Origin of the sequence: Halobacteriovorax sp. (assembly GCF_048381875.1) — a bacterium.
GTDB lineage: Bacteria > Bdellovibrionota > Bacteriovoracia > Bacteriovoracales > Bacteriovoracaceae > Halobacteriovorax_A > Halobacteriovorax_A vibrionivorans.
Window position 1 is genome coordinate 353,018 of the sequence record NZ_JBLXBP010000003.1, and the last position, 23,704, is coordinate 376,721.

Annotated in this window: 23 protein-coding genes and 1 tRNA gene; 15 read left to right on the top strand and 9 right to left on the bottom strand. The window is 35.3% G+C overall.

Annotation, left to right across the window (positions count from 1 at the left end):
• The first annotated feature begins 7 nt into the window (after positions 1-7).
• Together ACN5L8_RS10165 and ACN5L8_RS10170 are read left to right on the top strand one after the other, a co-directional pair.
• Positions 8-472 carry a hypothetical protein gene (locus tag ACN5L8_RS10165; protein ID WP_419172967.1) on the top strand — a complete coding sequence of 155 codons (465 nt, stop codon included), beginning with the start codon at positions 8-10 and terminating at the stop codon, positions 470-472.
• A gap of 61 nt (positions 473-533) precedes the next feature.
• Positions 534-2,441, top strand: a complete 1,908-nt coding sequence (locus ACN5L8_RS10170; protein WP_120405365.1) for a serine/threonine protein kinase — start codon at positions 534-536, stop codon at positions 2,439-2,441.
• 89 nt (positions 2,442-2,530) lie between these two features.
• Here ACN5L8_RS10170 and ACN5L8_RS10175 read toward each other — a convergent pair whose 3' ends face one another.
• Positions 2,531-3,277 carry a hypothetical protein gene (locus ACN5L8_RS10175; RefSeq protein ID WP_419172968.1) on the bottom strand — a complete coding sequence of 249 codons (747 nt, stop codon included), beginning with the start codon at positions 3,275-3,277 and terminating at the stop codon, positions 2,531-2,533.
• 163 nt (positions 3,278-3,440) lie between these two features.
• On the opposite strand from ACN5L8_RS10175, the gene ACN5L8_RS10180 reads away from it, so the two are divergent.
• A complete protein-coding gene (locus ACN5L8_RS10180; RefSeq protein ID WP_419172969.1) occupies positions 3,441-4,073 on the top strand; it encodes a hypothetical protein in 633 nt (210 codons plus the stop codon).
• Here ACN5L8_RS10180 and ACN5L8_RS10185 read toward each other — a convergent pair.
• Complete coding sequence (locus tag ACN5L8_RS10185; protein WP_114705561.1) at positions 4,068-4,499, bottom strand: hypothetical protein; 432 nt, start codon at positions 4,497-4,499, stop codon at positions 4,068-4,070. The two genes, ACN5L8_RS10180 and ACN5L8_RS10185, sit on opposite strands and share 6 nt — an antisense overlap.
• Before the next feature lie 272 nt (positions 4,500-4,771).
• Here ACN5L8_RS10185 and ACN5L8_RS10190 point away from each other — a divergent pair, with 272 nt between their 5' ends.
• Together ACN5L8_RS10190 and ACN5L8_RS10195 are read left to right on the top strand one after the other, a co-directional pair.
• On the top strand, positions 4,772-5,689 hold the full coding sequence (locus ACN5L8_RS10190; RefSeq protein WP_114705560.1) for a YihY/virulence factor BrkB family protein: 918 nt from the start codon (positions 4,772-4,774) through the stop codon (positions 5,687-5,689).
• Positions 5,686-7,089 (top strand): hypothetical protein, encoded by a 1,404-nt coding sequence (locus ACN5L8_RS10195; protein ID WP_419172970.1) that lies wholly within the window; start codon positions 5,686-5,688, stop codon positions 7,087-7,089. Before ACN5L8_RS10190 ends, ACN5L8_RS10195 begins: the two co-directional genes overlap by 4 nt.
• On the opposite strand, the gene ACN5L8_RS10200 is transcribed toward ACN5L8_RS10195, so the two are convergent.
• The 4 genes from ACN5L8_RS10200 to ACN5L8_RS10215 are packed head-to-tail and all read right to left on the bottom strand — an operon-like array spanning position 7,086 to position 13,247.
• The gene (locus tag ACN5L8_RS10200; RefSeq protein ID WP_419172971.1) at positions 7,086-7,934 is read right to left on the bottom strand and encodes a class II glutamine amidotransferase; all 849 of its coding nucleotides are present in this window, start codon (positions 7,932-7,934) and stop codon (positions 7,086-7,088) included. The genes ACN5L8_RS10195 and ACN5L8_RS10200 overlap by 4 nt on opposite strands.
• 33 nt (positions 7,935-7,967) lie before the next feature.
• Positions 7,968-8,576 (bottom strand): TetR/AcrR family transcriptional regulator, encoded by a 609-nt coding sequence (locus ACN5L8_RS10205; RefSeq protein ID WP_419172972.1) that lies wholly within the window; start codon positions 8,574-8,576, stop codon positions 7,968-7,970.
• A 1-nt stretch (position 8,577) separates the two neighbouring features.
• Positions 8,578-11,769 carry an efflux RND transporter permease subunit gene (locus tag ACN5L8_RS10210; RefSeq protein ID WP_114705556.1) on the bottom strand — a complete coding sequence of 1,064 codons (3,192 nt, stop codon included), beginning with the start codon at positions 11,767-11,769 and terminating at the stop codon, positions 8,578-8,580.
• Positions 11,766-13,247 (bottom strand): TolC family protein, encoded by a 1,482-nt coding sequence (locus tag ACN5L8_RS10215; protein ID WP_334678038.1) that lies wholly within the window; start codon positions 13,245-13,247, stop codon positions 11,766-11,768. Before ACN5L8_RS10215 ends, ACN5L8_RS10210 begins: the two co-directional genes overlap by 4 nt.
• A gap of 325 nt (positions 13,248-13,572) precedes the next feature.
• Here ACN5L8_RS10215 and ACN5L8_RS10220 point away from each other — a divergent pair, with 325 nt between their 5' ends.
• The 5 genes from ACN5L8_RS10220 (at position 13,573) to ACN5L8_RS10240 (ending at position 18,340) form a co-directional block, all read left to right on the top strand.
• Positions 13,573-14,190 carry a YkgJ family cysteine cluster protein gene (locus ACN5L8_RS10220; RefSeq protein WP_419172973.1) on the top strand — a complete coding sequence of 206 codons (618 nt, stop codon included), beginning with the start codon at positions 13,573-13,575 and terminating at the stop codon, positions 14,188-14,190.
• A 13-nt stretch (positions 14,191-14,203) separates the two neighbouring features.
• Positions 14,204-14,845 carry a class I SAM-dependent methyltransferase gene (locus tag ACN5L8_RS10225; RefSeq protein ID WP_419172974.1) on the top strand — a complete coding sequence of 214 codons (642 nt, stop codon included), beginning with the start codon at positions 14,204-14,206 and terminating at the stop codon, positions 14,843-14,845.
• Positions 14,842-15,180: an arsenate reductase family protein gene (locus tag ACN5L8_RS10230; protein ID WP_114705552.1), complete on the top strand. Its 339-nt coding sequence runs from the start codon at positions 14,842-14,844 to the stop codon at positions 15,178-15,180. The genes ACN5L8_RS10225 and ACN5L8_RS10230 overlap by 4 nt, the downstream gene beginning before the upstream one ends.
• A gap of 6 nt (positions 15,181-15,186) precedes the next feature.
• The gene (locus ACN5L8_RS10235; RefSeq protein WP_114705551.1) at positions 15,187-15,918 is read left to right on the top strand and encodes a tRNA-uridine aminocarboxypropyltransferase; all 732 of its coding nucleotides are present in this window, start codon (positions 15,187-15,189) and stop codon (positions 15,916-15,918) included.
• A 136-nt stretch (positions 15,919-16,054) separates the two neighbouring features.
• Positions 16,055-18,340, top strand: coding sequence for a hypothetical protein (locus ACN5L8_RS10240; protein ID WP_419172975.1), 2,286 nt, complete (start codon positions 16,055-16,057; stop codon positions 18,338-18,340).
• Between the two features lie 36 nt (positions 18,341-18,376).
• On the opposite strand, the gene ACN5L8_RS10245 is transcribed toward ACN5L8_RS10240, so the two are convergent.
• The 3 genes from ACN5L8_RS10245 to ACN5L8_RS10255 all read right to left on the bottom strand — a co-directional run bounded on the left by ACN5L8_RS10245 (position 18,377) and on the right by ACN5L8_RS10255 (position 19,576).
• Positions 18,377-18,748, bottom strand: coding sequence for a hypothetical protein (locus ACN5L8_RS10245; RefSeq protein ID WP_114705549.1), 372 nt, complete (start codon positions 18,746-18,748; stop codon positions 18,377-18,379).
• Between the two features lie 81 nt (positions 18,749-18,829).
• Positions 18,830-19,471 carry a hypothetical protein gene (locus ACN5L8_RS10250; protein ID WP_114705548.1) on the bottom strand — a complete coding sequence of 214 codons (642 nt, stop codon included), beginning with the start codon at positions 19,469-19,471 and terminating at the stop codon, positions 18,830-18,832.
• A 28-nt stretch (positions 19,472-19,499) separates the two neighbouring features.
• A tRNA-Arg gene (locus ACN5L8_RS10255) sits at positions 19,500-19,576 on the bottom strand.
• A 116-nt stretch (positions 19,577-19,692) separates the two neighbouring features.
• Here ACN5L8_RS10255 and rsgA point away from each other — a divergent pair.
• From rsgA to ACN5L8_RS10280, 5 genes are all read left to right on the top strand, one after another.
• Entirely contained in the window at positions 19,693-20,682 is a 990-nt protein-coding gene (gene rsgA / locus ACN5L8_RS10260) for a ribosome small subunit-dependent GTPase A (protein WP_120405351.1), read from the top strand.
• Between the two features lie 126 nt (positions 20,683-20,808).
• Positions 20,809-21,270, top strand: coding sequence for a PilZ domain-containing protein (locus ACN5L8_RS10265; protein WP_114705546.1), 462 nt, complete (start codon positions 20,809-20,811; stop codon positions 21,268-21,270).
• Positions 21,271-21,317: 47 nt separating this feature from the next.
• Positions 21,318-22,391, top strand: a complete 1,074-nt coding sequence (locus tag ACN5L8_RS10270; RefSeq protein WP_334678043.1) for a hypothetical protein — start codon at positions 21,318-21,320, stop codon at positions 22,389-22,391.
• A gap of 14 nt (positions 22,392-22,405) precedes the next feature.
• Positions 22,406-23,149: a hypothetical protein gene (locus tag ACN5L8_RS10275; protein WP_114705544.1), complete on the top strand. Its 744-nt coding sequence runs from the start codon at positions 22,406-22,408 to the stop codon at positions 23,147-23,149.
• Between the two features lie 10 nt (positions 23,150-23,159).
• The gene (locus ACN5L8_RS10280; protein WP_114705543.1) at positions 23,160-23,699 is read left to right on the top strand and encodes a peptidylprolyl isomerase; all 540 of its coding nucleotides are present in this window, start codon (positions 23,160-23,162) and stop codon (positions 23,697-23,699) included.
• Positions 23,700-23,704 lie beyond the last annotated feature (5 nt).

Below are 23,704 nucleotides of genomic sequence, written 5' to 3' on the forward strand. Positions count from 1 at the left end.
CGGTAATATGACAAAGAATTTCGTTAAGAAAGGGGATGCCTACATCAAGGGTGGAACGGCCGGCGGTGAGCCTTGGAGTGATGCTCTTAAGTTTCAGCGAATTTCTTGGTATTCAGATTTAAATTTAATGTACGATGTTTTTTTAACAAAGATCGATCCAGAATCGAAGTTTTGGCAATGGTTTTCAGAAAGTGAATCAAGAAGACTTAAGAAATGTCATAGTGTCTATATCATGATTAACTTTAGTTTAGATTCTGACCGTATTTCACATTCAATGTTTTACAATCAAGTTCTTTCAAGCGATTTAACAGATATTGTAACCAATGACTTTGATTTGGCCCTGTCAAATCATCCTGATTACAATAAATTTTTCTTGGCCCTTTATAAAACAAAAACACTTTGTGCATCACGTGAAATCGGGGACTTAAAGATTAATTTTCCTAATTACAGAACAAGAATTTTACATTTTTAGTTAATTTCTTCTCTAAAGTTAAACTATTAAAGTTCCGATAAATTGTTGAGGAGCTTTAGTAATGAGTGAAGAAAAGAAATTTGAAAGATTTGGCCGCTACCTAATTCTAGATCATCTAGTTGATGGTGGAATGGCAAAAATTTGTCGTGCAAGATTCCTTGGTGAACAGGCCGATAAAATCGTTGCAATTAAAATGGTCCAACCACAATTCTCTTCTGATGAGGCATTTCAACAAATGTTTATGGATGAGATTAAGACGACCTTTGGTCTTCTACATCCTAATATTGTGCAAACTTATGATTATGGTTTTCACAATAATCAATTATTCGTAGCAATGGAATATTGTGATGGACGTAACTTAAAGCAATATATTGATAAGCTTAAAGAACACAATTACGTCTTTCCTGTTGAAATTTCAGTTTTCATTACGATTCAAGCAGCTCAAGGGCTCCACTACGCTCATACATTCACTGATAAACTAACAGGTAAGCCTGCTAATATTATCCACCGTGATATTTCTCCTCATAATATCATGTTAACTTTTGATGGATCTGTTAAAGTTATCGACTTTGGTATTGCAAAGTCTGAAACAAACTCTGAAGCAACTCAAGCCGGAACTATTAAAGGTAAACTTTCATATTTAGCACCAGAATATTTAGATGGATTAGATCTTGATCCAAGATATGACTTATTTGCAACTGCTATTACACTTTGGGAAATGCTTTGCTCTAGAAAGCTTTTCAAAGCTTCAAATGACTTAGCAGTACTTAAAAAGATTCAAGAGTGTAAGATTCCAGTTCCATCATCTATTAATCCGATGGTTCCAAAAGAACTTGATAAAATCATTCTTAAGGCCCTACATAAAGATCGTAGCAAGCGTTATCAATCTCTAGAGGAGTTTGCTAGGGCATTAAATAAATTTCTATACTCAACATATCCTGATTTCAACTCTTCAGATTTATCATATTTTGCAAAAGAGTTATTTAAGGATGAGATTAAGACAGATCGTGAAAGAATGTTTGAATTTGGACAGATCGATTTAGGTCCATATATCAAAGATTACAAGGCAGAGAGTGAAGGTGGAGCACCTTCTCAATCGAGTGGCCCTCAGAATAATTCTGCTAAAAAGAGAAAGCAAAAAGAAGCTCTCTTTGAGTTAGATATTGATGAGCAGACAGATATTCAAGTAGAAGGTTCTATGCCTAAGCTTGATTTGGCTTCTAAAACGTCTAAAACAAAAATTAACACAATTGATATTAAGTCTAATAAGACAAGTGCTGGAACAAAAATAAAACGAATAAAGAAAAAGAAAAAACCAGTTAAGAAGAAAAAGTCTTATTTAATTCACGTTGCTTCGATCGCTGCTCTTGCTGTTGGTGTTTATTTTGCTAAAGACCAGATCCCTTTCTTAGGTGATAAGCCAGTTGAGAATACAAAGCAGGCCGAGGTCGCAAAAAAGGGCTCAAAGAGAGAGCCAACAAGTAGTGTGAAATCTACGTTAACTTTAAAGAACTTTAATAGAAATAAAGATAAGCTCTATATTAATGGTGAACAAAAAGAAGTTGATGTTCTAAATCGCATTAAGTTATCAACTAACGAATTGATGACGATTAGAGTAGAAAAGAGTGGAAGAGAGCACTTCATTATCCACGATATTAGTCTTCAAGAAGGTGAGTCTCGAAGTATAAAGGTCGAGTCTATGCCGATTGCATACTATGGATATCTACAAACGAGTTCAGCTTGTTTAGTAGGAAAAGTTAGCTTTGAATTATTCGGTGAACAACGAGAAGAGAAGCTTCCAATTCGCTTTGTTCCAGGAATTCCACTTGCTACTGGGATAAATGCACAAGGGGATAGTGTCCCTAAGGAATATGAAGTTACAGTTGAAAGTGCTAAAAGCTCTGTTCCTTATCGTGTGAAGTTTGAGATCTCTAACTCAAAAGTTGTTGATCTATGTAAATTACTATAATGGTTTTCTGCTGTGCTACCCAAGAAATTGGGAGTGACCTATACGTGAGATTATTAAATAGAAGATGGCCCGTTATCGGGCCATTTTTATTATCTTGAAATTGCTTTAATTAATGTGGCTAGAATTGATTCTTGTAACTTCGAAATAGAAGAGATATTTGCCATAACCAAGAATGGGCTTTTGTAGATATTTCCACAAACAGTTAGCTGACCTTTATTCTCATCGTATTCAACAATTTGAAAAGGATTAACGAATTCTGATTCAAAGTGCTTCATAAGCTTCTCTTCGAATTCTTTTCCCTTTGTTGGATTTGGTACTCGCTCTCCATCAATTGTTATATGAACCAGGACTTTTTTGTCATTATTCTTTGATGCGTTTTCAATATCATTATAAATAAACTTAAGCTTACTTGCTCCAAGATTCACTTTGAAAATATGCCATAGTTCTTCAAAGAATGCAGTTCGATCATTTGGCCAAAGAGCTTTTAGATGATCAACGACTTCAAATAATTCATCCAGAAGAACAATATTATTTTGTAGGACCCAGTTTCCAGATACCTTCTCAAAGAGTTGAGCAAGACTTTCATTTGATTCTGATTCAAATTGATCTGGCCCGTTAAAGAAGTTTTGTGTCTCTTGCACTGGAGTGTGCTTAGATTCCTTAGTTAGGAAATTATGTATACTTTCTTCTTCAAGTTGCTCAGGATTGTAGAAAATGCAGTCAAATTTTTCATTTGATAACTCATCGAAATCCACAACTTTACTCTTTGAAGTGTTTCCAAGTTGTCTAATAATGATTTGATTCTGATTCTTGATGAAACCAATTTGGCGTTGCATTAAGTCCTCTCTCTGTCGTTGTATTCAAAGATATTAGCGAATTTACTTGCGATACGTCAATGTCGAGAGGCCCTTTGTGGCCTTATCTGCTCAAGATTTAACTAGAATAGGGGAATAATATGGATAGTATTGTTTCATTTATGGGAGTTGTTATAATTGACATATGTTGTCGATAAAAAGAATTCTCGTATTTTCAGCTCTATTACCACTTGTGTCAGTCAACGCACAAGATGCTTGGTTGTTTAAAGAATATTATGATGCAAAGAATGAGAAGAAAGAGGTTTCAAAAGATAAGGACCATTACGTTAAGAAATCAGCTCTTTATCAAATTGATCTCAATGGTGACTTTCGAAGAGAATATATTGGCACTAAGATAGTGGATGGGATACCACATCTTACAATTTATAATATAAATCGTGAGCAGATATTTAATTATAAATTTCCAATTTCTGGTTTTGATTCGTATATATATCGTATAAGACGTCGAAAAATTAATAGTGATAAAATGGCGATTCTTTTTTACTTATATGATGGAAAGACTAGTTATATTGATAAATACGGCTCTTCATCTCTTTGGGCGATGGTTGTTGAAAATGGAAGTCTTAAAAACCTAGAAATAAAAGAGCTAGGAAAAATTTGGACTGAAAATACCGATAACTATGGTCATTATAAGAGAGCACATCATGTAAACTTTAAAGATGTTAATAGCGATGGTCAGCTAGATTTAATTATATCTAGTGGCTCTGTTCACAAGTATTTTTCACATATAAAGGGAGTTAAATGGCGTAACTTATGACGCCTTTTTAATATCTTCTTTTTCTTGTTCTTCTCTTTTATCAGCTAAACTTGTTACATTCGACTTATCTGGTGCATGTGCATCAGTCTTAAGCTTATCAGCATACGAGTCCTTATTAGCTCTAAAGAACGTATATGCACTAACAAATACTGGTAAGAGAATAAAGAATAGATAGAGTAGATTCTCTGAAGTTTTTGATTCTGTATATGATTCAACTTTTAAAAGATCTGAGTTATGTGTTCTTTCTTCTTTTTGGCCTGAAGGCTTTCTAGCTGGAGAAAAATCATAACCTTTGGCCTTAGACGGTTCAACTTCCTTATATTCTTCAATTGAAGATTCAAATGTATCTTCTACCGCTGGCTTTCTTGCGAAAGAGAATTGTGATGAAAGATATAAAAGTGAAATGGCCAATACTAATTTATTCATTTTATCTCCGTCCTAGAAGTGGTTGAATCCACACAGTTATTTTATCATTTTATAGAAGAGAGTTTGAGGTGGTAATCTTGGCCTCTCTGGCTTTTAGAAAGATTCTATAGTTGAGCCGATTAAGTTCACAAATTACTAATATTACTTAGAAAATAATGAACATCGCCTAAGATATATTCGCAAAATTCCGATGATTAACTATAAGAAAGCAAAGAAGCCGAGTCCCTTGGTCGGATAATGTGTTGATTAAGTTTGAAAGGGGAACTTAAGAAGTGAATCAGTTAAAGAAATATGTTACATCAGTTCGAGTCGATCCGGATAAGATCGAAAAGGACTTTTTAGATTTTTGTAAGTCTTTTACAATGCGATTCATTGCCTCAATATTTCTTTTTAAAAAGAGAAAGGGGGAGGTCGTTTCTGGAGCTACTACTTTTTTCACCATCTTAAGCTTCGGTCCAGCTGTGATGATTTTAATATCAATCGTTGGTGCTTTCTTAAATGATAACGATGTCGCTAAAAATCATATCATATCAATGATTTTTTCTAACTTTCCACAGGTTGATAGTTCGATCTTAAGCGCTGTAAGAGAGGTTGTCGAAGAACAGATTAGAAGTCCGTATGTCGATTGGCATCAGCTCGTATTATGGTTCTTTGCTTGTCTTGGTATCAGCACTTCATTTATTTTTGGTATCAATACATTATCAAAAGTTGATATCGATGGTGGGATGATTCAGGATGATTTACGCTCAGCTTTCTTTGGTATTTTCTTGGCCCTATTCTTTTTGGCCTTAGCATTCTTAAATGAGAAAAACCTCGTTGTAGGCTTATTAAGTGAAGTAACACAACATGCAAGTACGTTTTATTACATTATTGAGCTCTCTATTCTGCCATTTACAATCTTAACCTTTGGATTAGTTTACAAATTCTCTACCCAAATTAAGGTTAGCTACAAAGATGCTCTATGTGGTGCAGCTGTTTTTATGATGTGCTTCTTTGCCGGTAAATCTACATATTGGATATATTTACGTTATTTTAAAGAAGATCTAATACAAGACTATGGAAGCTTTTATAACCTTTTAGTCGCTATGATCTGGATATATTTTATCATATGCTCATTTTATCTAGGAGCATGTTATACTTATGTACCAAAGATAAAGATTTTTAATAATAAGAAAAGAAGGTCGCGTTGAGAAAGGAAGATGCAATCATATTAATGTGTCATGAAGTTTGTGAGGACTTGCACATCAATAAGGTTCTTAGAAAGAACTTCTTTGCATATTTCTATTCATGGGTTTTCTTATCATATAATGAAGTCGAGAAAAAAGTTGATGAGCTTGATAAGTCTCAAAACTTTTTTAATCGCTGGAAAAGCTCATTTAAGTATCTAAATTCAATCTGTGATTACGAGGAAAAACTTCAGCTCTTTAGTCGTTTATTTGAAACTTTCGCAGTTAAGCTTAAAAACTCCAAAGCTCCTAAAGTATTGCATGAAGCCTTTGTATCATTAGAGATAAAAGACAAGGACTTTGAAAAGCTTAAGGATACTTTCTATAAAATACAATATTTTAGAAAATCAGGATTAAGAGACTATTCAAATGCTCTTTTATTTTCTTTAATGATTTCTTATTCAAATGATGGCGTTTTAGATGAGTCTGAGTTTTCGTATTTACGAAACTTATTAAGATCAATATGTGATCATATGCCAAATATACCAATTCATTCTTTTGATATTAAAAATGTATTAGCAGTAAATGCTTACTCTGAAGAAGAAATCAAGAAGCTTTCTCAAGAAGTTATCGCTGCAATTAAATCAGATGGTAACGTTGATAGAAAAGAATTGGCCGCTATGAAGTCTGTTATTAAGAAGATGCATCTAGGTGAATTTCATGATGATAAGTGGGAGACAATTGCGCCATTCTTATCTCTCATAATTCTACTTGCAGATGGTGAAATCTCTCAGAAAGAAGAGGATTGGTTCTTAAGTCATTATAAGGGCTTTGAAATCAAAACAATTGAGCAAGCTTTTTGGTTACATAGCATTTTGATTCAATCACCTAAAGTATTCAAAGATAATTATAAGTTCATCAAAACAATTTCCGGTAGCAAAGGACCATTATTTGATATGACAAATATGTTATTTCTAACCTTTGCAAAACACTTTTTATCACTTGATCAGAAGAGAATCGATGTACTTGCTGACTTTTTCAAAGATGGTAGAGAAAAAGATGTAATAAAAGATATCGATGAGATCGTTGCAGGAAAAGTTGTTGAAGAAGAAATTCTTTTAATTATAAACCTTGTCTTAAATGACCGTTATGATCTAAATAAGATTAATGAGTATTTAAATCAAAAGTATATTGAGAGAGTTTTTAAAGGGATTAAGAAAGAGGACTCAAAGCTTAAGTATTTAGCGATCTGTCATATTATCTTTGCAGATGAAGAGATCAGTTCTTCTGAGTATAAGGCTCTCTGGGACTCATTTAAAGAGTCTCGACTTGATCCTGAGTTACTTGAAACGGTACTATATGACTTTTCTTTATGTCGTATGAAAATTTATAAGATGGATAAGTATTATAAGTACCTATCTTAGTCTAATGTCTTTTTAAAAATTTTCATTTTATAATCGATGCCTAGAATTTCTTTAGGCCCTAGATCAATCCAAATATTATCACCAGAGAGTGGTTCACTTGAAAAAATTAAGTGATTAACAAAGCCTGTTTTAGTTGGTGCTTCACATTCTGGAGAGTAACTACTACAAGTATCGCGATCAAGACATTTATTCTTGTATGTTGAGTAGTAGAGTTTCTTTCCACCGTTAAATGCTAACATTAGGTTCCCATTCGTAATAATGAATGAAACGAAGTTTTCTGTCGGTGGAGCATCTTCATCAAAATTTAAATCACCAATAATCTCTATTAGCTCATTAATTGCTTCGTTAATAATATTTGTAAATTCTTCGATATTTATTTCTTCAGCACTTAAATTGATATCTTTTGAGACCTTACTAAGTATGAAATAGAAGAGGGTTTCACTATCTGTGGTTCCTAGAATAAACTTTTGAAAATACTCAGGGATATGTTCAATAATTTTTTCTCTGTGCTTATCAAAGTTTTTAATATTTCCGTTATGGGCAAAAGTCCAGTGTCCATATTGAAATGGGTGAGTGTTTAGAATATTGGTTTCCCCAATAGTTGCCTTTCTTATGTGACCTAATACTGTTTGTGAAGAAACGACGCCAGATACCTTTTTAAAGATCTTATCTTCCAAGGCAGCAGATGTGGATTTGATAATATGTGGAGAGTTTCTAACATAATATGCGACTCCCCAGCCGTGTGGATGTTCACGACTTTGCACTTCAAGGGCATTATCGGCCTGAACTAGACTTTGGTGAACTTGACTTAATATTACTGATCTAAATCCAAATAATCGACACATAGAAAATTCCTTATTCTATGTGTCTGATCGGATTTATCTGATAAAATTTAAAGTTGAACGCACATTTCTTCGGATAGACTCAATTCTTTCCTCTTCTGAGAAGTGTGCAACCTCTTTATTCATCATCTTCACAAAAGAAGACTGAGAAACTAAAGAGATAATGATTATATTGTGCATAATGTTTCTAGCGGCCCATAGAAGAAGGGTTTCTTCTCCCTTGAAGTCGATCTCTTTCCTAATCATCTCCATGAGAATCTCTGTTCCTGGAGGACCTTTTTGTTCACCTGAACATGATTTAGGAATAATATCTTTTTCTAAGGGAAGATTATTTACTAGAAACATCTTCATTGAATTATAGAAAGTGTTACTTTCTTTTTCAAAGTGAGAGTAGATTCTAACAGCACAATCTTCAGTTGATGTTGCAACAGAGTAGAGTTCTGTGAATTGAGACCTTAAGGTTTCAATATTGTGATTTAATACCTCAGCAAAAAGACCTACCTTAGATTTAAAGTGGTAATTAATAGCAGATATATTTACGTCTGCTCCTTTTGCAATATCACGAACAGAAGTATTATCGTAGCCACTGTCTGCAAATAACTGACTTGCTACTTGTAATATGGTTTCTTTAGTTGAAATAGTCATCTTATACCTCAACCTTTTCAGCGGTTACATCTGTTGTTATTTCTTCTTCTGATTCGACTTCGACTTTTTCTTTTTTGAATAATTTATTTTTAATTCTTTCTCCAAATATTGTGACATCTTCAATAATTGCATATGCACAAGGAATGAAGATTAGAGTCATTATCGTTCCTGAAGTAAGACCCCATGCCATTGACATTGTCATTGGCACAAGCATCGCATCAGAACCACCGATTCCGTAAGCCGTCGGTAATAGACCTGAAACAGTTGTAAGTGAAGTTACAAGTACTGCTCTTAGCCTTAGTCCAGAAGCCTTAACAAGGATTTCATCGAGACTCAATTTACCTTCTTGTCTTAGCTCGTCAATGAAACTAATTAGAACAATCCCTGAATTTACAATAATACCAGCAAGTCCAATAATACCAATAAGGGCCAGGAAGCTAATAGGACGTGATCGATCAGGGTAACCACTTAGAATTGGTGTTGCAAAAGCAATTGAAAAACCAATAAAGCCTAGTGGTATTGTCATCATAATGATCATTGGCCTTAAAAAACTCTTAAATAAGAATACTAAGATCGCAAAAATCGCAATAATTGCTAGCACACCAGCTTCAGCTAGTGACTGTAGAGACTCCGCTGTACTTTCTGCAGCACCACCAAAACGTAGTGATACCCCAGGATATTTTGAAGATACTCTTTCAAAGATCTCTTTTAATTTAGAGTTTGCAGCAGCTGATGTTGTATTTATATTATCAACAGAACCAATAAGCGTTTTTGCTCGTTTAAAGTCATATCTCTTAACATTTGGTGTCCCTTCTTCTTTTCTCACTTTTGCAACAGAGCTTAGAGGAATGAGATTGCCACGATTATCCATAACTTTGATGTTTAAGATATCACTTGGTTTTCCGCGAAGGGCCTTCTTAAATCTTACTTCAAGATCAACATCTTTATTATCAAGAGTTACTGTACTTGCAATACTTCCTGCGACTGCCGACCTAACTGCATTACCAATTTGAGATGCTGTTACACCTAATTGATCAGCTTTTACATAGTCAATATCAACGTAAACTTCTTCATCACCAAATACATCATCAGTTTTAAGATCTAGGACTCCATTGATTTGGCCGAGTTCATTAGAGATCTCTCCAATGATTTTATCAAGTTGTTCAAAACTATTAGATCTGAAGGTACCTTGGATATCTTCACCTACAGGAGGTCCATTTACTTGAGATTCAAAAGTTAGAGACTTTAGCTCTGGCATCTTGATTTCACGTAACTTCTTTAACATTACTGTTTCAGCAATATTAAATTTGGCATAGTCATTCACATAGACAAAGATTAGACCAACGTTATTTCCCTCTTTATCCTTTGGGTCTGAAAATCCAACTGAAGCTTTTCCTGCAAAACCAACAATATGCTTGGCCTGCTCACCAATCTTTTCTTTAATTTTTTTGCTTATTGTAAGCATATATTCTTCAGTTTGCTCAACTGGAGTTCCTCTTTTGGCTTCATAGCGAACTAGGTAGATTTCAGTTTGATCCGCAGGGAAGAGAATAAACTTATTACCAACTGCCATGAAGACTAATGAACCGATAATAACTGAAGTGAAGAAGAATACCGAAATATAACGGTGTCTAACTACAACAGTCATTAAGCTTTCAAATTTTGATTGAAACTTTGCAAACCAATCAGCTTTCTTTTCTTTACCTGTCTTCTTTGCTGAACCTGAGTATTTTGCAAGTCTCATTGGAAGTAAGAAAAAAGACTCGATTAAAGAAAGTATTAAAGAAGCGGTAACAATAATAGGGATTGCCTTAATAAATTGTCCCATGATTCCTTTTGTAACAAGCATTGGCAGGAAGGCCGCAATTGTCGTCATGGCCGTCCCTGTAATAGGAAGCCATAGTGACTTAACACTCTTTAGGGCTGCATCTTTTGCACTATATCCTTCTTCAGTCATCAATCTTGTAAAGTTCTCACTGATAACAACACTATTATCAACAAGCATACCAAGGGCAATAACGAGTGCTAGAATAGTCATAGCGTTTAACGTTAGGCCATAGTCAGGCATAAATCCTAGAGTACCAAATACTGCTAGAGGGAGAGAGAAACTAGCGAGTAAACCAATTCTTCCTGGTAAAAAGATAAAGAGGAAGAAAACGACCAGCAATAAACCAGAAATTGCGTTAGAAGCAAGTACTTCTAATTTATTTACAACTTTAATCTCTTCGTTGTTATAAACGTAGAACTTATATTCAGGATATCTCTTTTCAAATTCCTTCATATGTTCTTTGATCTTTTCAACCATTTGAATTGTGTCTTCACCAGCTTTTTTAGAGATTGTAATTAAAGTAGCTTCTTCTCCATTATAAGAAGTAATAACTTTTCTCTCTTCTTTACCATCAACAACCTTTGCCACATCTTTTAGGAAGATATTTGAACCAGAGAAGTTAGAGCGAATTAAAATATTACGAAGTTGCTCCACGTTTTGAACTTTCGCTTCAATACGAACAAGCTTTTGATCATCTTCTGATTTAAGTGTACCACCTGGAATATTAACATTTCGAAGTCTTAACTTATTTAAAACTTCATCAATTCCAATATGCATTTGATTTAATTTCTTAAGGTCTAGAATAATTTCAAATCTTCTTTTAGAAAATCCATCAAGAGTAACACCTTTAACGGCCTTGATATCTTCAATATCTTCTTTCAGAACATCAGCCAGTGCATCTCTTTCTCGTATATTATTAGGTCCAACAAGTGCAATTTGATATACTGGAATCTCTTCTGAATTAACTTCTTGAAAGAGAGGAGCATCTTGAAGATCTGTCGGTAAGTCTGAAACTCGATCAACCGCCTTTTGTAAATCGCTCATAACGTCATCGACGCTATCAACATTATCCATATCAACACGTATTACAATTTTAGATAGCCCTGCCTGTGAAGTTGACTTAACGTCCTTTACTCCTGAGACAGTTCTGATTTCATCTTCAATCGGTTTTGTGATCTTAATCTCTATGTCATTTGCCGATGCACCATCATAAACTGTTGTCACAACAGCAGTTGCAAAGGAAACTGTCGGATAAGATTCGGCCGTCATTTTATTTAGTCCCATTAATCCATAGATTAAGAGGAAGAAGGTAACAACGATTGTAAATTTATGATTCTCTATAAAGAATTTTGATACAAGACTCATAGTTGTGCTCTTTTGTTTAACTTGCATGGAGTTTGATTAAAAACTGTAAAATAATTAATAATTGTTTCGATTACTTGGTACTTAGTACTAATTTCATCAAGATTTGAATTTAGGAGTTGGTTCTCATCAATTAATAGATCTTGTGAAGTTAGACGGGCCTGACTAAATTTTCTCTTAGAATCTTTTAACGTTTCTCTAAGATGTTTCGCATTTCTTTTTTGTGCACGAATTACATTTTGAAGAGTTAGAACTGATCTTAATGTTTGAGCATGAAATGCATCTAGTTTCCCTTTTACCTCTTGTGAATCAGCTAGGTTTCTTCTTCTAATAATTTCGTCTTGGATGGCCTTTGTTTTATCTTTTTCTCCACCGATTGGCATTGTCCATTGAAGACCTACTGAGAAACGGCTATCTCCTTCATCTGAAAGTTTTTTGAAGCTATCTGAATAACTATAGTCTTTCCCGACAACTTCAAATTGCGAAATTAGCTTGAGATTTGATTTGTCATAATTCTTATTAACTTCTCTTGAAAGTTCTAAATCTTTTTGAAGAAGGCCAAGAATCTCATCGTATTGTGTGTATTCAAGAGGAAGGGAAGTCATGTGTTGTGCTATTTTCTGCGTACAGGCCATGACATCATTAACTGTATTATCAAGATTATAATTTGCTAATCTAAGATCTTTACCACCTAATTTATCTGGAAAGAGTGACTTTAAAGTTTTGATCAACTCGTTTCGTTCAAACTCTAAAAGATAGAGTTGCCCATTACGTGCTTCAACTTGTGAGCTAATTCGAGCAAGATCACCTTTGTCAGCAATGTTGCTTTGAAATCTCTTTCTTGTATCTTTTTCGAGTTTCTTTGTTGTTTTTAAAAGAGCACGTGCAATTTTTGTGGATTCATTATTGGCCACAATCTTCCAGTAGAGCTTTCTAACTTCTTGAATAAAAGTATGCTCTGAAATTGATCTTTGTCTTTTAGATATTTCTTCTTGTACTAAAAGGCTCTTATCTTGTACTCGAGAAGTTGAACCCAGGAAATCCTTATAAAGATCTAAAGCTAAAAAGGCTCCAGCTGATGTTGTTGTCCCATCTTTATAGAGATTATTTGTTACTTGATTACTATTCATCACAACACCGTACTGAAGTCCGTACTTTGAGTTCTTTGATAACTTTGCTTTAAAGTCTGCCACAGGAGAGCTTACTGGAATAAATTGAACAAACGATTGCTCTTTTGTTTCCTGATAATTTGCTTCGGCATCAAAAGTAAAACCAAAGTTCTCATCATACTTGGCCCTTTCTTGCTTCTTTGCTAATTCATCAAGAGATATCCTTAAGCGATTAAAGTTCTCTTGGCCGGCCCAGTTTACTAATGTTTCTTCGTTAACAGTAATAGTCTCTGCGTGGATACTTTGATTGATTAATAGTACGAGGAGAATCGAAGATGATAATCCTTGGCATAAGTACTTGAAAATATTCATAAAAGTCCTAGGTTTTAGTCAAACGTATGTTTAGTTCAAACGATTGTTTGAATCTTACGATAGTATAGAAGAAAAATCCAGTAATTTATTTTGTGTTAGTTAAAGTGAATACGTTCTGTTTGTAAATAGAGATTATTGCCTACCTGGTTCGTGTTCATTGTTGATGCGATATAATTTATTTGAGTCTCTTACTAGGACTCTAGCTAAGACACTTTAGCTTTATCAGGAGGCTGAGCTGAATTATCCTCAAAGAGCATTAGAAACTTTTAAGAAATTCTCTAACTTATTAGAGTTTCGACGTTTCTATATCGCTTCTTATGAGAGAATGGCCAAGCGCTACGATTCTGCCGAACGTGCCCAACTTTCCCACGAATTAATTGATGAGTCTCTTCAGGATATAATTGCTGATGCTGATGTAAATGAATTAATCTCTTGTCGAAAGGGCTGTTCAGCATGTTGTCATACTCAGGTCTCTGTAAATCGTGATGAAGCTGATTTACTTGCAATTAGCATTTTAGAAGACGGAATAAAGATTGATGTTGAAAAATTAGTTAAGCAGTCTTTGAAAAAAGATAGTACTGAAGCTTGGTTTGAACAGGACTTCCAGGATAGGAGCTGTGTCTTCTTAGATGAAAACGGTGCTTGTAAGGTCTACTTTGATCGACCAAGTGTATGTCGTACAAATTATGCCGTTAGTGATCCAAGCGCTTGTGATACAAGCAGTGGCCACTACCAATCGATTCGCCTATTAAAGACTAAAAAGCCAGACTTAATAACGATAGCTGCTTTTAACTTAAGTGGGGAAGGGGGAGCTCTTCCGCATATGCTTGTCCAGGCAATCAATAGAATCTCTCAAGAAAAACTAACGAAATCAATGAAGAAAAACTTCAAAAGGTTTAGGCTAAAGCAGCTTAAAAACCTTTTCAATGACCCTTTGATGTAATAAAAACATCAATATGCCATGTCCACTTTGCTTAAAAACTTCTACGCAGCTTTATGCGCACGCCATTCAAAATGATTATTTTGAGTGCCTTAATTGTTCTTATATTTTTAAGGATCGCAATAAATTATTAGAAGCAAAAATTGAAAAAAGTCGTTATGACAATCATAATAATGATAGTGTCGACCAAGGATATGTGGACTTTCTCAATCGCCTTATTCTACCTTTAAATGAAAGACTTCATCGTCCTTCAAAAGGATTAGATTTTGGCTGTGGCCCTGGCCCGACTTTGTCTTTAGAGATGGCAAAACTAGGACATGATGTTAAAGATTATGATATTTACTACGCCGATGATAAGTCTCTCTTAGTTGAAGAAGGTTACGACTTTGTAACTTCCACAGAGGTTTGGGAACACTTCTATAGTCCATATGAAGATATTAGAAGATGTTGGAGTCTTGTAAAGCCTGGTGGGCTCTTAGGTGTAATGACTTACTTTCTTCCAGAAGATAAAGATAAATTTAATAATTGGTGGTATCTAAGGGATGAGACTCATGTAGGATTCTTTAATGAGGACGTCTTTACCTTTATCGCAAAAGAATTAGGTGCCAGTATTGAGATAATTAATCGACAGGTCGTTATTTTAAAAAAGGATTTATGATGAAGATTTATGGAATTAAAAATTGTGACACTGTAAAAAAAGCTCTTAAGTATTTAGATGCAAAAGGTGCAAGTTACGAGTTTATTGATTATAAGAAAACTCCTCCAACTAAAGAAGATTTAAAAAGATGGGACGAAGCTTTTGGTGAGTTACCTGCAAATAAAAGAGGTCCAACATTTAGAAAGATCAAGGATGAATTTGAAGGGGCAACTAAAGCACAACAGATTAAACTTCTAATAGAAAATACATCTGCTATTAAGAGACCAATACTTGAAAAGGGTAAGAAGACATTACGTGGCTTCAGCACTGAAGAGTGGGATAAAGTAGTAAAATAATAATTTATGTTAAAAGATTTAAAAGACACAAATACATATCGCAAAAAGTGCATGGGTTGTTCAAGACCTAGCACTCTTTGCGTCTGTCATCATTTAAGGCCATTTACTTTAAATACTAAGTTTGTGATTCTTATTCATCCGATGGAGGCCAAGAAGGAAAAACTTGGTACTGGGCGAATGACTCATAAAGTTCTAGGAAATAGTGAACTCATTATGGGAATTGATTTTACTCAAGATAAGCGAGTAAACGCTTTACTTGAAGATGATGACTATTATCCAATGGTCTTATACCCAGGTGAGGATGCGCTTAATATCTCTTCTCCTACTGAAGATGATATCAAGCTTCTTTCAAAGAAGAAGCCTTTGATCTTTGTGATTGATGGAACTTGGCCTTGTGCCAAGAAGATGATGAAGCTATCAAAAAATATCAATACGCTTCCTCGTATCTCATTTTCATCAGACAAAGAGTCCGCCTTTCTCATTAAGCACCAACCTCATAAGCAGGCGCTTTCTACTGTTGAGTCGGTGCATGTCCTAATCGAAGAACTTGGAAAATTTGGTGTTGAAGAATTAGATGGAAGCCAAGACTCAATGATTACGGCCTTTAAGGCCATGGTTCAAAAACAAATTGATATTGCCTCTGATCCAAATATCCCAAGCTATCGCGGACGTAAAATGAACAACCAGAGGGTTGCTTTGGTGCGCGAAAAAAAGAATCGCTCCTTTATTCTCAAATAAGGCTAAAAAACCCATTTATTTGGCACTTGAAAACTATACTAAGTGACTGTAATTGCTCAGTTTGTACTTAAGTTCCTGCTTTTTTAGGATCTCTTAAGGCCCTATAATAAAATAGTATTAAATAAAGAGGGATCTTATGAGAACTTTAAGCGTACTCAATAAATTATTTACCATGGCCATCATCTTTTCGATGATCAATTTAAATATTGCTATCAATATTGAACAGGCTCGTATCAATATTCAGTCTTCTCAAGTTTACGCTGAGGCGCCTGAAACTGAGCCACAGCAGGAGTCTGGTGGATCTATGGAAACAGAGGAGGAGGTTCGTTCAAATGATGGAACGGTTGTACTCGAAAACACCCAAGAAACAGATACCGATGCAATTACTCAAAAACGAAAAGAAATGAGTGGGACTTATAATAAAGAAGATGCAGATGGATTTTTTAAAATTTTTGGTAATGGAGTTGTTGCTCCAATCATCTTAGGAACTGTTGCTTATATTACTTCTAAAATGTGGTTCTACTTCCAACCTTCAAAACCAATGGATATGTACCCTGCTATCGCAGGTGCTGTAATTTTACTAGGTAATGAATTAATGTCCATGTTTAAACAAACTGAATCACTTAAAGATCGTAAAAGTAAAATTGAATATGAAGGCCTTTCCGAAGATGGGACAGTCGATGTTTCTCAACAACAAATGCTTGAGGAAGAGAAAGCTATTCTCGAAGAGATGAAAGAAACTGCAGAATCTAAGGCCAAGTTTCAACTTGCCGCTGGTGCTGCTTTTGCCATCGCAGCTGGTGTAGCAGCCTGGAAGCAGAATGAGCAACTTTCATTTGGGCAATTATGTGCACAGTCAGCAAATGCAGCTTTTTTAGCTGCTAATGCAACAGCTTCAACAGCGCTTACATGTGGTGCTACTGTTGGAGGTGCAAAGTTATCAGAAGAAAGTGCTAGTTGTGAAATACCTACAGTTAGTGTCGCTGAAATAGAGGCTCTTAAGCTTGCACCGGGACCTTCTGAAGTACAATATAAAGCATTTGTTTCTCTAATAAAAAAGAAGTCAGGCGCTTCTTCAAAGTGCTTAATTGGAACAGAAGCAGCTGGTAAAGCTGCCCTGGCTGAATGTAAAGCGACAACTAGCTCAACAGGAGGAGCGACGAGTGGGCAAATAACGGCACTCACAGGTGCTATTACAAATTTAACTGAGGCTACAACTTTAATGAATAATAATTGCCTTATTTATACTGAAGAGTCATTAAAAGAAAGCGGTGAAATGGCATCTGTTACAGTAACAAGTTCAAACAATATAAAAAGTAATAATTTTTATACGAGAGTCCTCGGCTTACTTATAGGGAAGGCTTATGCAGGGATGGGGAATTCTCTCGGAGTTCTACTTGGACTAATAGGTGCATACCTTGTTCCAACTGGTGCATATATGACAAACTTTATGCTTTCTAGTGCTAAAAGGGGATGGTTATGGCTTGGCTTTAGTGGCCTAGCTATTGCAACATCACAAGCAACAAAAGCAGAGGCAAAAGCAATTGATGATAATATTAAAAAGATAGAATCAATTTTGAAAAAATTTAAGTCTGCTCAAGCTGTAACAAGGGTAGCGACTAGGAACCTATCTAAGAAGACGACTCGATTTGCAGCTTATCAACCACAAAAGATTGGAACAGAGCTAGAGTGTGTTGGAGGACTTCCAAAAATTAGAACAAATAATGGATCTAAAGCGTGTCCATCTCCTGAGAAATATTTAGTAGATGGTGTGAAAGGATTAAGTAATGTTGGCTTTTCAATACCAGGCGGGTTTACTGGTGCCATGGTTGATGCAACAAATGGGCTAAATGGTGCTGATACAATAAGTCCAAAAACTCAACATGCGATTGATGTAATGGGTAAGAGCGCAAATGCTATAAATAAGCAAGCAGGGAAGGCTCTTAAAAAAACGTTAGAACGTATTAATAAACAGAATAATGGAAACAAAGGCACGAAAAGATTACTTGCTTCTTTAGGTAAGGGCTTTAATAGCTTAAATAAGAAAGCTGGTGGTAAAGGTGGACTTATGTCGGCCCTTCCATACTTATCACAACCACCAAAACAAGATGGTGAAGAAAATGGTGATGAGACTGCTGGTCAGCAAGATGGATTAGCAGCAAAAGCTAAAGGTGGAAATGGAATAGGTAAGTATAAGGCACCTAAGGCAGAGAAGTTTAAATTTGATTTTGGTGCAGATGATGCACAAGCGTATGCTGCTCAAAAACATGCTCAGTTTGATGAAACAGCTCAGGCCGTTGCAAATATGGAAGAGACTCCAGATGGTGAAATTATTGAAGATAAGAGTGTTGATATCTGGAAGGTAATTTCTGTGCGCTATAAAAAGACTGCATATGATCGATTATTAAAACGTATTGAATAATTAGAAAATAAAAAGGGCCTTGATGAGGCCCTTTTTTTATAGATCGATTTTCTTAATTCTCTTATCAATTCCTAAATTCTTCTTACGATATTTATCACCGAAGTTTCTTGGGCAATCGACTGATTCGTAAGTGAAGAGTTTTGTATCATTAAAATAAGAAAGATTCTTCTTTCCATTATAATACCACTGCGAATTTGACCATGAGCTAACTTTCATCTCTGGCTCTTTGCTCTTCTCGTTGATGACAATATCATCAACACGATAGATAGAGCTTGGAGTACGACCTGACTTTGCGTAACGAGTATCGATTTCCTTCACGCATGAGTCAACTTCATAAGCAATCTCATAACTAGGAGAGCAAGCTACAAGTGTCGATAATGTAAGGATAGCTAGGCTAATTCTTTTCATACGTATCATATCGTCAGATGAAGTGATTTTCTTGAACTGTCTAAGTAATTTTAAAGAAAAATTAAGTACTTACGATATGAACTAGTTATAATATCTTAAGACAATGCCTAGAACGATATAGAAGAAGAAGTGGCAGCCGAGAGAAAGTAAGTAGCCACGATAGAAGTAAGCAATCAGGTAAGCAAAGAGCGTTCCCCCTAGAATTGAAGGAATAATAAAATAAAGGGCCTTCAGTCCAAAGATGTAAAATAGTGGGAGGTGAATAATTGCAAAGAATATTCCAAAGTATTTAACGCTATCTCTTCGATTAAAAGTCTTAATATAATATTCCACTAGAATATTAATTAGTATCTGTTGAAAGATAATATCACTAGATTTTGCAACGAAGATATTCCAACTAAAGAGTGGGAATAAAATCTTTGAATTTGTAATTTCTAATTTTTTAATAATAGAAATTGGAAAGATATAATCAATGCAAAGGGCAATGGCCAAAAAGATTGCAATGATCTTTAAGTAAGAAGCGATATGTTCTTTTGAGATCTTAAGAGAGTTTGTTGTGTAATTAAAAACAAGAGCACTTGATAGAAAAATAAGTGAATTGATTGCCCATCCTGAGTCGTAATCTAGGCCATAGTTTTCTTTTAGAATTAGATTGAGAAATCCCATAATGAAAACCCAAAAGGCCCCTAGGATAACTGTAAATTTCAATGTTTCTTGTTTCATATTTTGAAGTGTAAAGTCGTAAGAAAAATGGCGCACTCGTCAGGATTCGAACCTGAGACCGTCCGCTTAGAAGGCGGATGCTCTATCCAGCTGAGCTACGAGTGCGTAACAGTGACTTTGTGTTCAGTTAAAATAATGGCACATGCCACATTTGTCAATATAAGATGTAAAATATGTTGAAGTGATGGTAAAGTTTATATATACAAAATCACTAGGAAATTATGTCAGAAAATGCAATTAAGGCCAAAATTATTCGCTCTCATCAGCGTGACTTCGACTGTCTGATCGAGGGGACGAAGGATGTTGTTAAAGCAACTGCCCTTGGTAACCTTTTGAAGAAAGGGGAGACCTTGGTGGTTGGCGATAATGTTTGTTTAGAGACGATCCCTGAAACGGGTGAGTATCTAATCAAGGAAGCCTTAGAGCGTAAGAATGAGATTTTTAGAGTTCTTGTAAGAGTTTCAAAAAAGAAAGTTACCGCAGCAAATTGTGATTATCTGGTCATTCTCTCAAGTGCAGCAAGGCCAAAGTTTAAAAGAGGAATCGTTGATCGCTTCCTTGTAAGAGCATTCCAATGGGGAGTCGAGCCTATCGTCGTCTTTAACAAGATGGATGGTTATGACCCTGAAGAATTTGATATTCAATACGAAGTACTACGTCTTAAAGAGTTAGGAGTGAAGTACTTTGAGATCTGTGCTCTAGATCAAGATTACGAAACTCAATATCTTAAAGGTGGAATGCACGAGTTTAAAGAGGCCTTAAAGGGCAAGACCGCTCTGTTCGTTGGCCAATCGGGTGTGGGTAAATCGGAGACGATTTCATGTCTTTCAGATGGTGAAGTGGAGTTAAAGACAAAGAAGGTTGGGAAAGTCGGTAAGGGCTCTCACACAACAACTTGGTCTGAAATTGTTGATTTAGGTGACTTCTATCTAATTGATTCACCAGGTATACGTTCATTTTCTTTAGATGATATCGATCCTGAAGAACTAATTGAGTACTTTCCAGACTTAAAAGAGATCTCACGCCACTGCCAATTCTCAAATTGTACCCATGAGCCTCACAATAAAGGCTGTGCCTTTTATTCTGAGGAATATGATCCAGATACTGAAGAGGGATTAATGATTCATTCTCGACTTGAGAGCTATCATTTATTCTATTCCGAGATCTCTGAGACCCCATTTTGGCAAAAGAAGAAAAAATACTCTAAGTGATTGATTTTATGAACTTGTTTGTATGGAATTTCTTGCCCAAGCACGAATTTATCTAATGTTTACCTCATGAAATTCTCCCTTTTGACGACAAGTAAGTCAGTAAATTTATCGTTATAAGGGGTAGAAATGTCTGACAATAAAGTAATCAACTTCCAAGCTAAAAGAGAAGAAAATATTGAAAAGAAACGTCGTAGTTTTGAGCGTATTTGTTTCAATAATTTTATGGGAGCTTACTCGGTAATTGAGTCAGACGGTTATTCTTATCCTATTAATATGGTTGATATCTCAAAAGATGGACTTTCATTTAATGTTCCATGGAATGAGAAAACAGATACAAAAATTAAGCTAGGGGAAGACCTCAAGCTTAAATTCTACTTCACTAAAGGTTCTTATATTCCTGTAATCGTTACGATTCGTCATAGCGCACTGACAGAGGGAGCTGATGGTGTCACTTATATGCAATATGGTTGTGAGTTTGATAAATCAATGCACTCATTCAAGGCCATGGAGCAGTTCATTAACTTTATCTATGCATTCTCAGAGTATTCAGTAGTGGATAATGGTGAGATGAAGTCACTGTTCATTTAATCGCTTATCTAATTGCAATTAGGCTTTGAACCTTATAATATCGGGCCATGAAAATAGCTATTTTAGGAAGTGATAGAGAGGCTCTTGACGCCTACCAGTATTTTACTGAGCTTGGTGTTCATGTGAAGCTTTTTGGTGAATTTAATCCATCTATGGATTTAAGTGGTGTTTCACATAAGAATGTGAAAATTGCTCGCGTACACAAAAGATTTATTGCCCCTTCTCATCGCTTTGAGAGTCGATCTCGAATGGCCGACACGTTTCGAGTTGTTTTCAACGTTAATGCAACCAGCGAAATAGAAAGACAGAAATTAGAGAATCCTGAGATCTTTGAAAAACTTGGTGAAGATGTTTTGGAGTCTCTAAAAAACTCAATTGAGTCCTTTGAAGACTTTGACTTCGTTTGTTTCTCAAATGAATTATATCGTCCCAATGCTATGGGAGCTGCGAATGTTTGTGCTCTTAATGAAAAGACATTAAGAAATGATGAGAGACTAACTTATCACAGTGAGCATCAGTCTTGTCTTGATGCAATTAAGCAAGCACGTAACTTATGTCTTGTTGGAAGTGGACGCGAGAACCTAAGGCTCCTTAATGAGCTTAAGGATGTGTATCTCGAAGACCTAACAAAGACAATTCAACTTGTAACAAGTGAAGAGATCCCGTTTGATGGGATTGATTTAAAAGATAAAGAATTAATTGATGGTTTTAGAGATCTTCTTGCAAAAGATCGTGAACAATTTAATTCTGAAGTCACTGAATTTGAAAAGAAGATTATGGAGTGGCGCTCTCTTGAGCCTCATATTAAAGCAAAGACTCCAGCTCCGGCCGAACCAAAGCCACGTCTCATGATTTATAATAGTGCTGTTGTTTCATCAGTTGATAAACTGCTAGATCGAGAAGGACTTTTTGTTACGATCGAAGGTAGTGAACTTCTTGGAGGAGCAGAGCAATTAAAGACATTGGCCTGTGATCGAATTTGTGTTGATCAAGGTTTATATCTTGATACGGAGAAAATAAGAGGCTTAGATCACAATGAAGAAGGCTTTTATTCACTAATTGATATGTCATTAGATGAAATTAAAGAAGATATGTTAAAATACTTTTCTAAGCAAAATTAATTAAAGGTTAAGAATTGAAATATATTTCGCTATTACTATTAACAATCTTATTCTCGTGCTCAACTGTGGTCGAGCGTGACTTTGAGAGAGTTCAGACAGATGAGTATTATCGAGACTCTGGAGCGGCAGTATACTTTCTTCCTCTTATTCCTCAATGGCGTGACTATTCAAGTGCATCTCAATGTTCTCGCTCAACTCAAATCCGTTATTTAAATATTAAAAACTTAATGACGAGTTTTTCTCTCAATCACCAGAATGCTTCACAAATTCAATATGCCTTTAACAAAATCTACCGTGAAAAGGCAAAGGGAATGGATCGAAGTCCAACACTAAAAGAAGTCGAGCAAATCTTTTTTAGTGCAAATGACCTTGTAAGTGCAACAGGTGGATATTTAAAAAGACCAAAGTTTAAGAATGTTAATATTATCTGGTTTGATAGCTACCGAGAAAACTTATCGAGACTTTCACGATTAATGAATTCTAAGTCAATGCTGCAAGGTAGACCTATTTTTGTTTCAACTTGTTTTCTAGAAGATGAAATGAAGTCAATGATGAAAAAGGCAAATGTAGTTTATGAAGGTGCTTTCTTTGTGGACTTTAGTTACTTAACTTACTTTGATGAAGCTGGAGAGTTAACATCAGAAGAGTCTTTATATATAAGAAGCTATTTAGAAAAGAGTGTTAAAAATATTAGAATATATTCTAATTCAAAACGTCCTTCATTCGTTAAAGGTCGTTATAAATTTATTAAATATTAAGGAGTAACCAATGTTTGGTTTAGGAACAAAGAAAGATTCTCACAAAGAAGAATTAGATCGTATTTACGCAAACTTCCAGACAAATATGGGAGATTTTAAAGTTGAACTTTATGCAAAGGAATGTCCTGAAACGGTATGGAATTTTGTTAACCTTGCAGAGGGAAGACAGAAGACTTCAGCAAAAGAAGGGCCATATTATGATGGGCTAATTTTCCACCGTGTTATCTCTGGATTTGTTATCCAAGGTGGATGTCCAGAAGGTTCGGGAATGGGTGGACCAGGTTATAAATTTGAAGATGAATGTCTTCCAGAACTTCGTCATGAAGGTGCGGGAATTCTTTCAATGGCAAATGCAGGGCCTGGAACAAATGGCTCTCAATTCTTTATTACACTAGGTGCAACACCACATTTAGATGGACGCCACACTGTTTTTGGTAAAGTGATTGAAGGAATGGATGTTGTGGAGAAGATTGGTGCAGTTCGTACAGGTATGCACGATCGTCCAATGCATGACATCGTTATGGAAAAAGTAACCATTGAGAGACCTTAGAATTT

Bases quoted from the DNA above. Each gene is read 5' to 3' on its own strand.
- ACN5L8_RS10165 (WP_419172967.1), top strand. From the start codon at position 8: ATGACAAAGAATTTCGTTAAGAAAGGGGATGCCTACATCAAGGGTGGA.
- ACN5L8_RS10170 (WP_120405365.1), top strand. From the start codon at position 534: ATGAGTGAAGAAAAGAAATTTGAAAGATTTGGCCGCTACCTAATTCTA.
- ACN5L8_RS10175 (WP_419172968.1), bottom strand. From the start codon at position 3,277: ATGCAACGCCAAATTGGTTTCATCAAGAATCAGAATCAAATCATTATT.
- ACN5L8_RS10180 (WP_419172969.1), top strand. From the start codon at position 3,441: ATGTTGTCGATAAAAAGAATTCTCGTATTTTCAGCTCTATTACCACTT.
- ACN5L8_RS10185 (WP_114705561.1), bottom strand. From the start codon at position 4,499: ATGAATAAATTAGTATTGGCCATTTCACTTTTATATCTTTCATCACAA.
- ACN5L8_RS10200 (WP_419172971.1), bottom strand. From the start codon at position 7,934: ATGTGTCGATTATTTGGATTTAGATCAGTAATATTAAGTCAAGTTCAC.
- ACN5L8_RS10205 (WP_419172972.1), bottom strand. From the start codon at position 8,576: ATGACTATTTCAACTAAAGAAACCATATTACAAGTAGCAAGTCAGTTA.
- ACN5L8_RS10210 (WP_114705556.1), bottom strand. From the start codon at position 11,769: ATGAGTCTTGTATCAAAATTCTTTATAGAGAATCATAAATTTACAATC.
- ACN5L8_RS10215 (WP_334678038.1), bottom strand. From the start codon at position 13,247: ATGAATATTTTCAAGTACTTATGCCAAGGATTATCATCTTCGATTCTC.
- ACN5L8_RS10220 (WP_419172973.1), top strand. From the start codon at position 13,573: ATGGCCAAGCGCTACGATTCTGCCGAACGTGCCCAACTTTCCCACGAA.
- ACN5L8_RS10225 (WP_419172974.1), top strand. From the start codon at position 14,204: ATGCCATGTCCACTTTGCTTAAAAACTTCTACGCAGCTTTATGCGCAC.
- ACN5L8_RS10230 (WP_114705552.1), top strand. From the start codon at position 14,842: ATGATGAAGATTTATGGAATTAAAAATTGTGACACTGTAAAAAAAGCT.
- ACN5L8_RS10235 (WP_114705551.1), top strand. From the start codon at position 15,187: ATGTTAAAAGATTTAAAAGACACAAATACATATCGCAAAAAGTGCATG.
- ACN5L8_RS10240 (WP_419172975.1), top strand. From the start codon at position 16,055: ATGAGAACTTTAAGCGTACTCAATAAATTATTTACCATGGCCATCATC.
- ACN5L8_RS10245 (WP_114705549.1), bottom strand. From the start codon at position 18,748: ATGAAAAGAATTAGCCTAGCTATCCTTACATTATCGACACTTGTAGCT.
- ACN5L8_RS10250 (WP_114705548.1), bottom strand. From the start codon at position 19,471: ATGAAACAAGAAACATTGAAATTTACAGTTATCCTAGGGGCCTTTTGG.
- rsgA (WP_120405351.1), top strand. From the start codon at position 19,693: ATGTCAGAAAATGCAATTAAGGCCAAAATTATTCGCTCTCATCAGCGT.
- ACN5L8_RS10265 (WP_114705546.1), top strand. From the start codon at position 20,809: ATGTCTGACAATAAAGTAATCAACTTCCAAGCTAAAAGAGAAGAAAAT.
- ACN5L8_RS10270 (WP_334678043.1), top strand. From the start codon at position 21,318: ATGAAAATAGCTATTTTAGGAAGTGATAGAGAGGCTCTTGACGCCTAC.
- ACN5L8_RS10280 (WP_114705543.1), top strand. From the start codon at position 23,160: ATGTTTGGTTTAGGAACAAAGAAAGATTCTCACAAAGAAGAATTAGAT.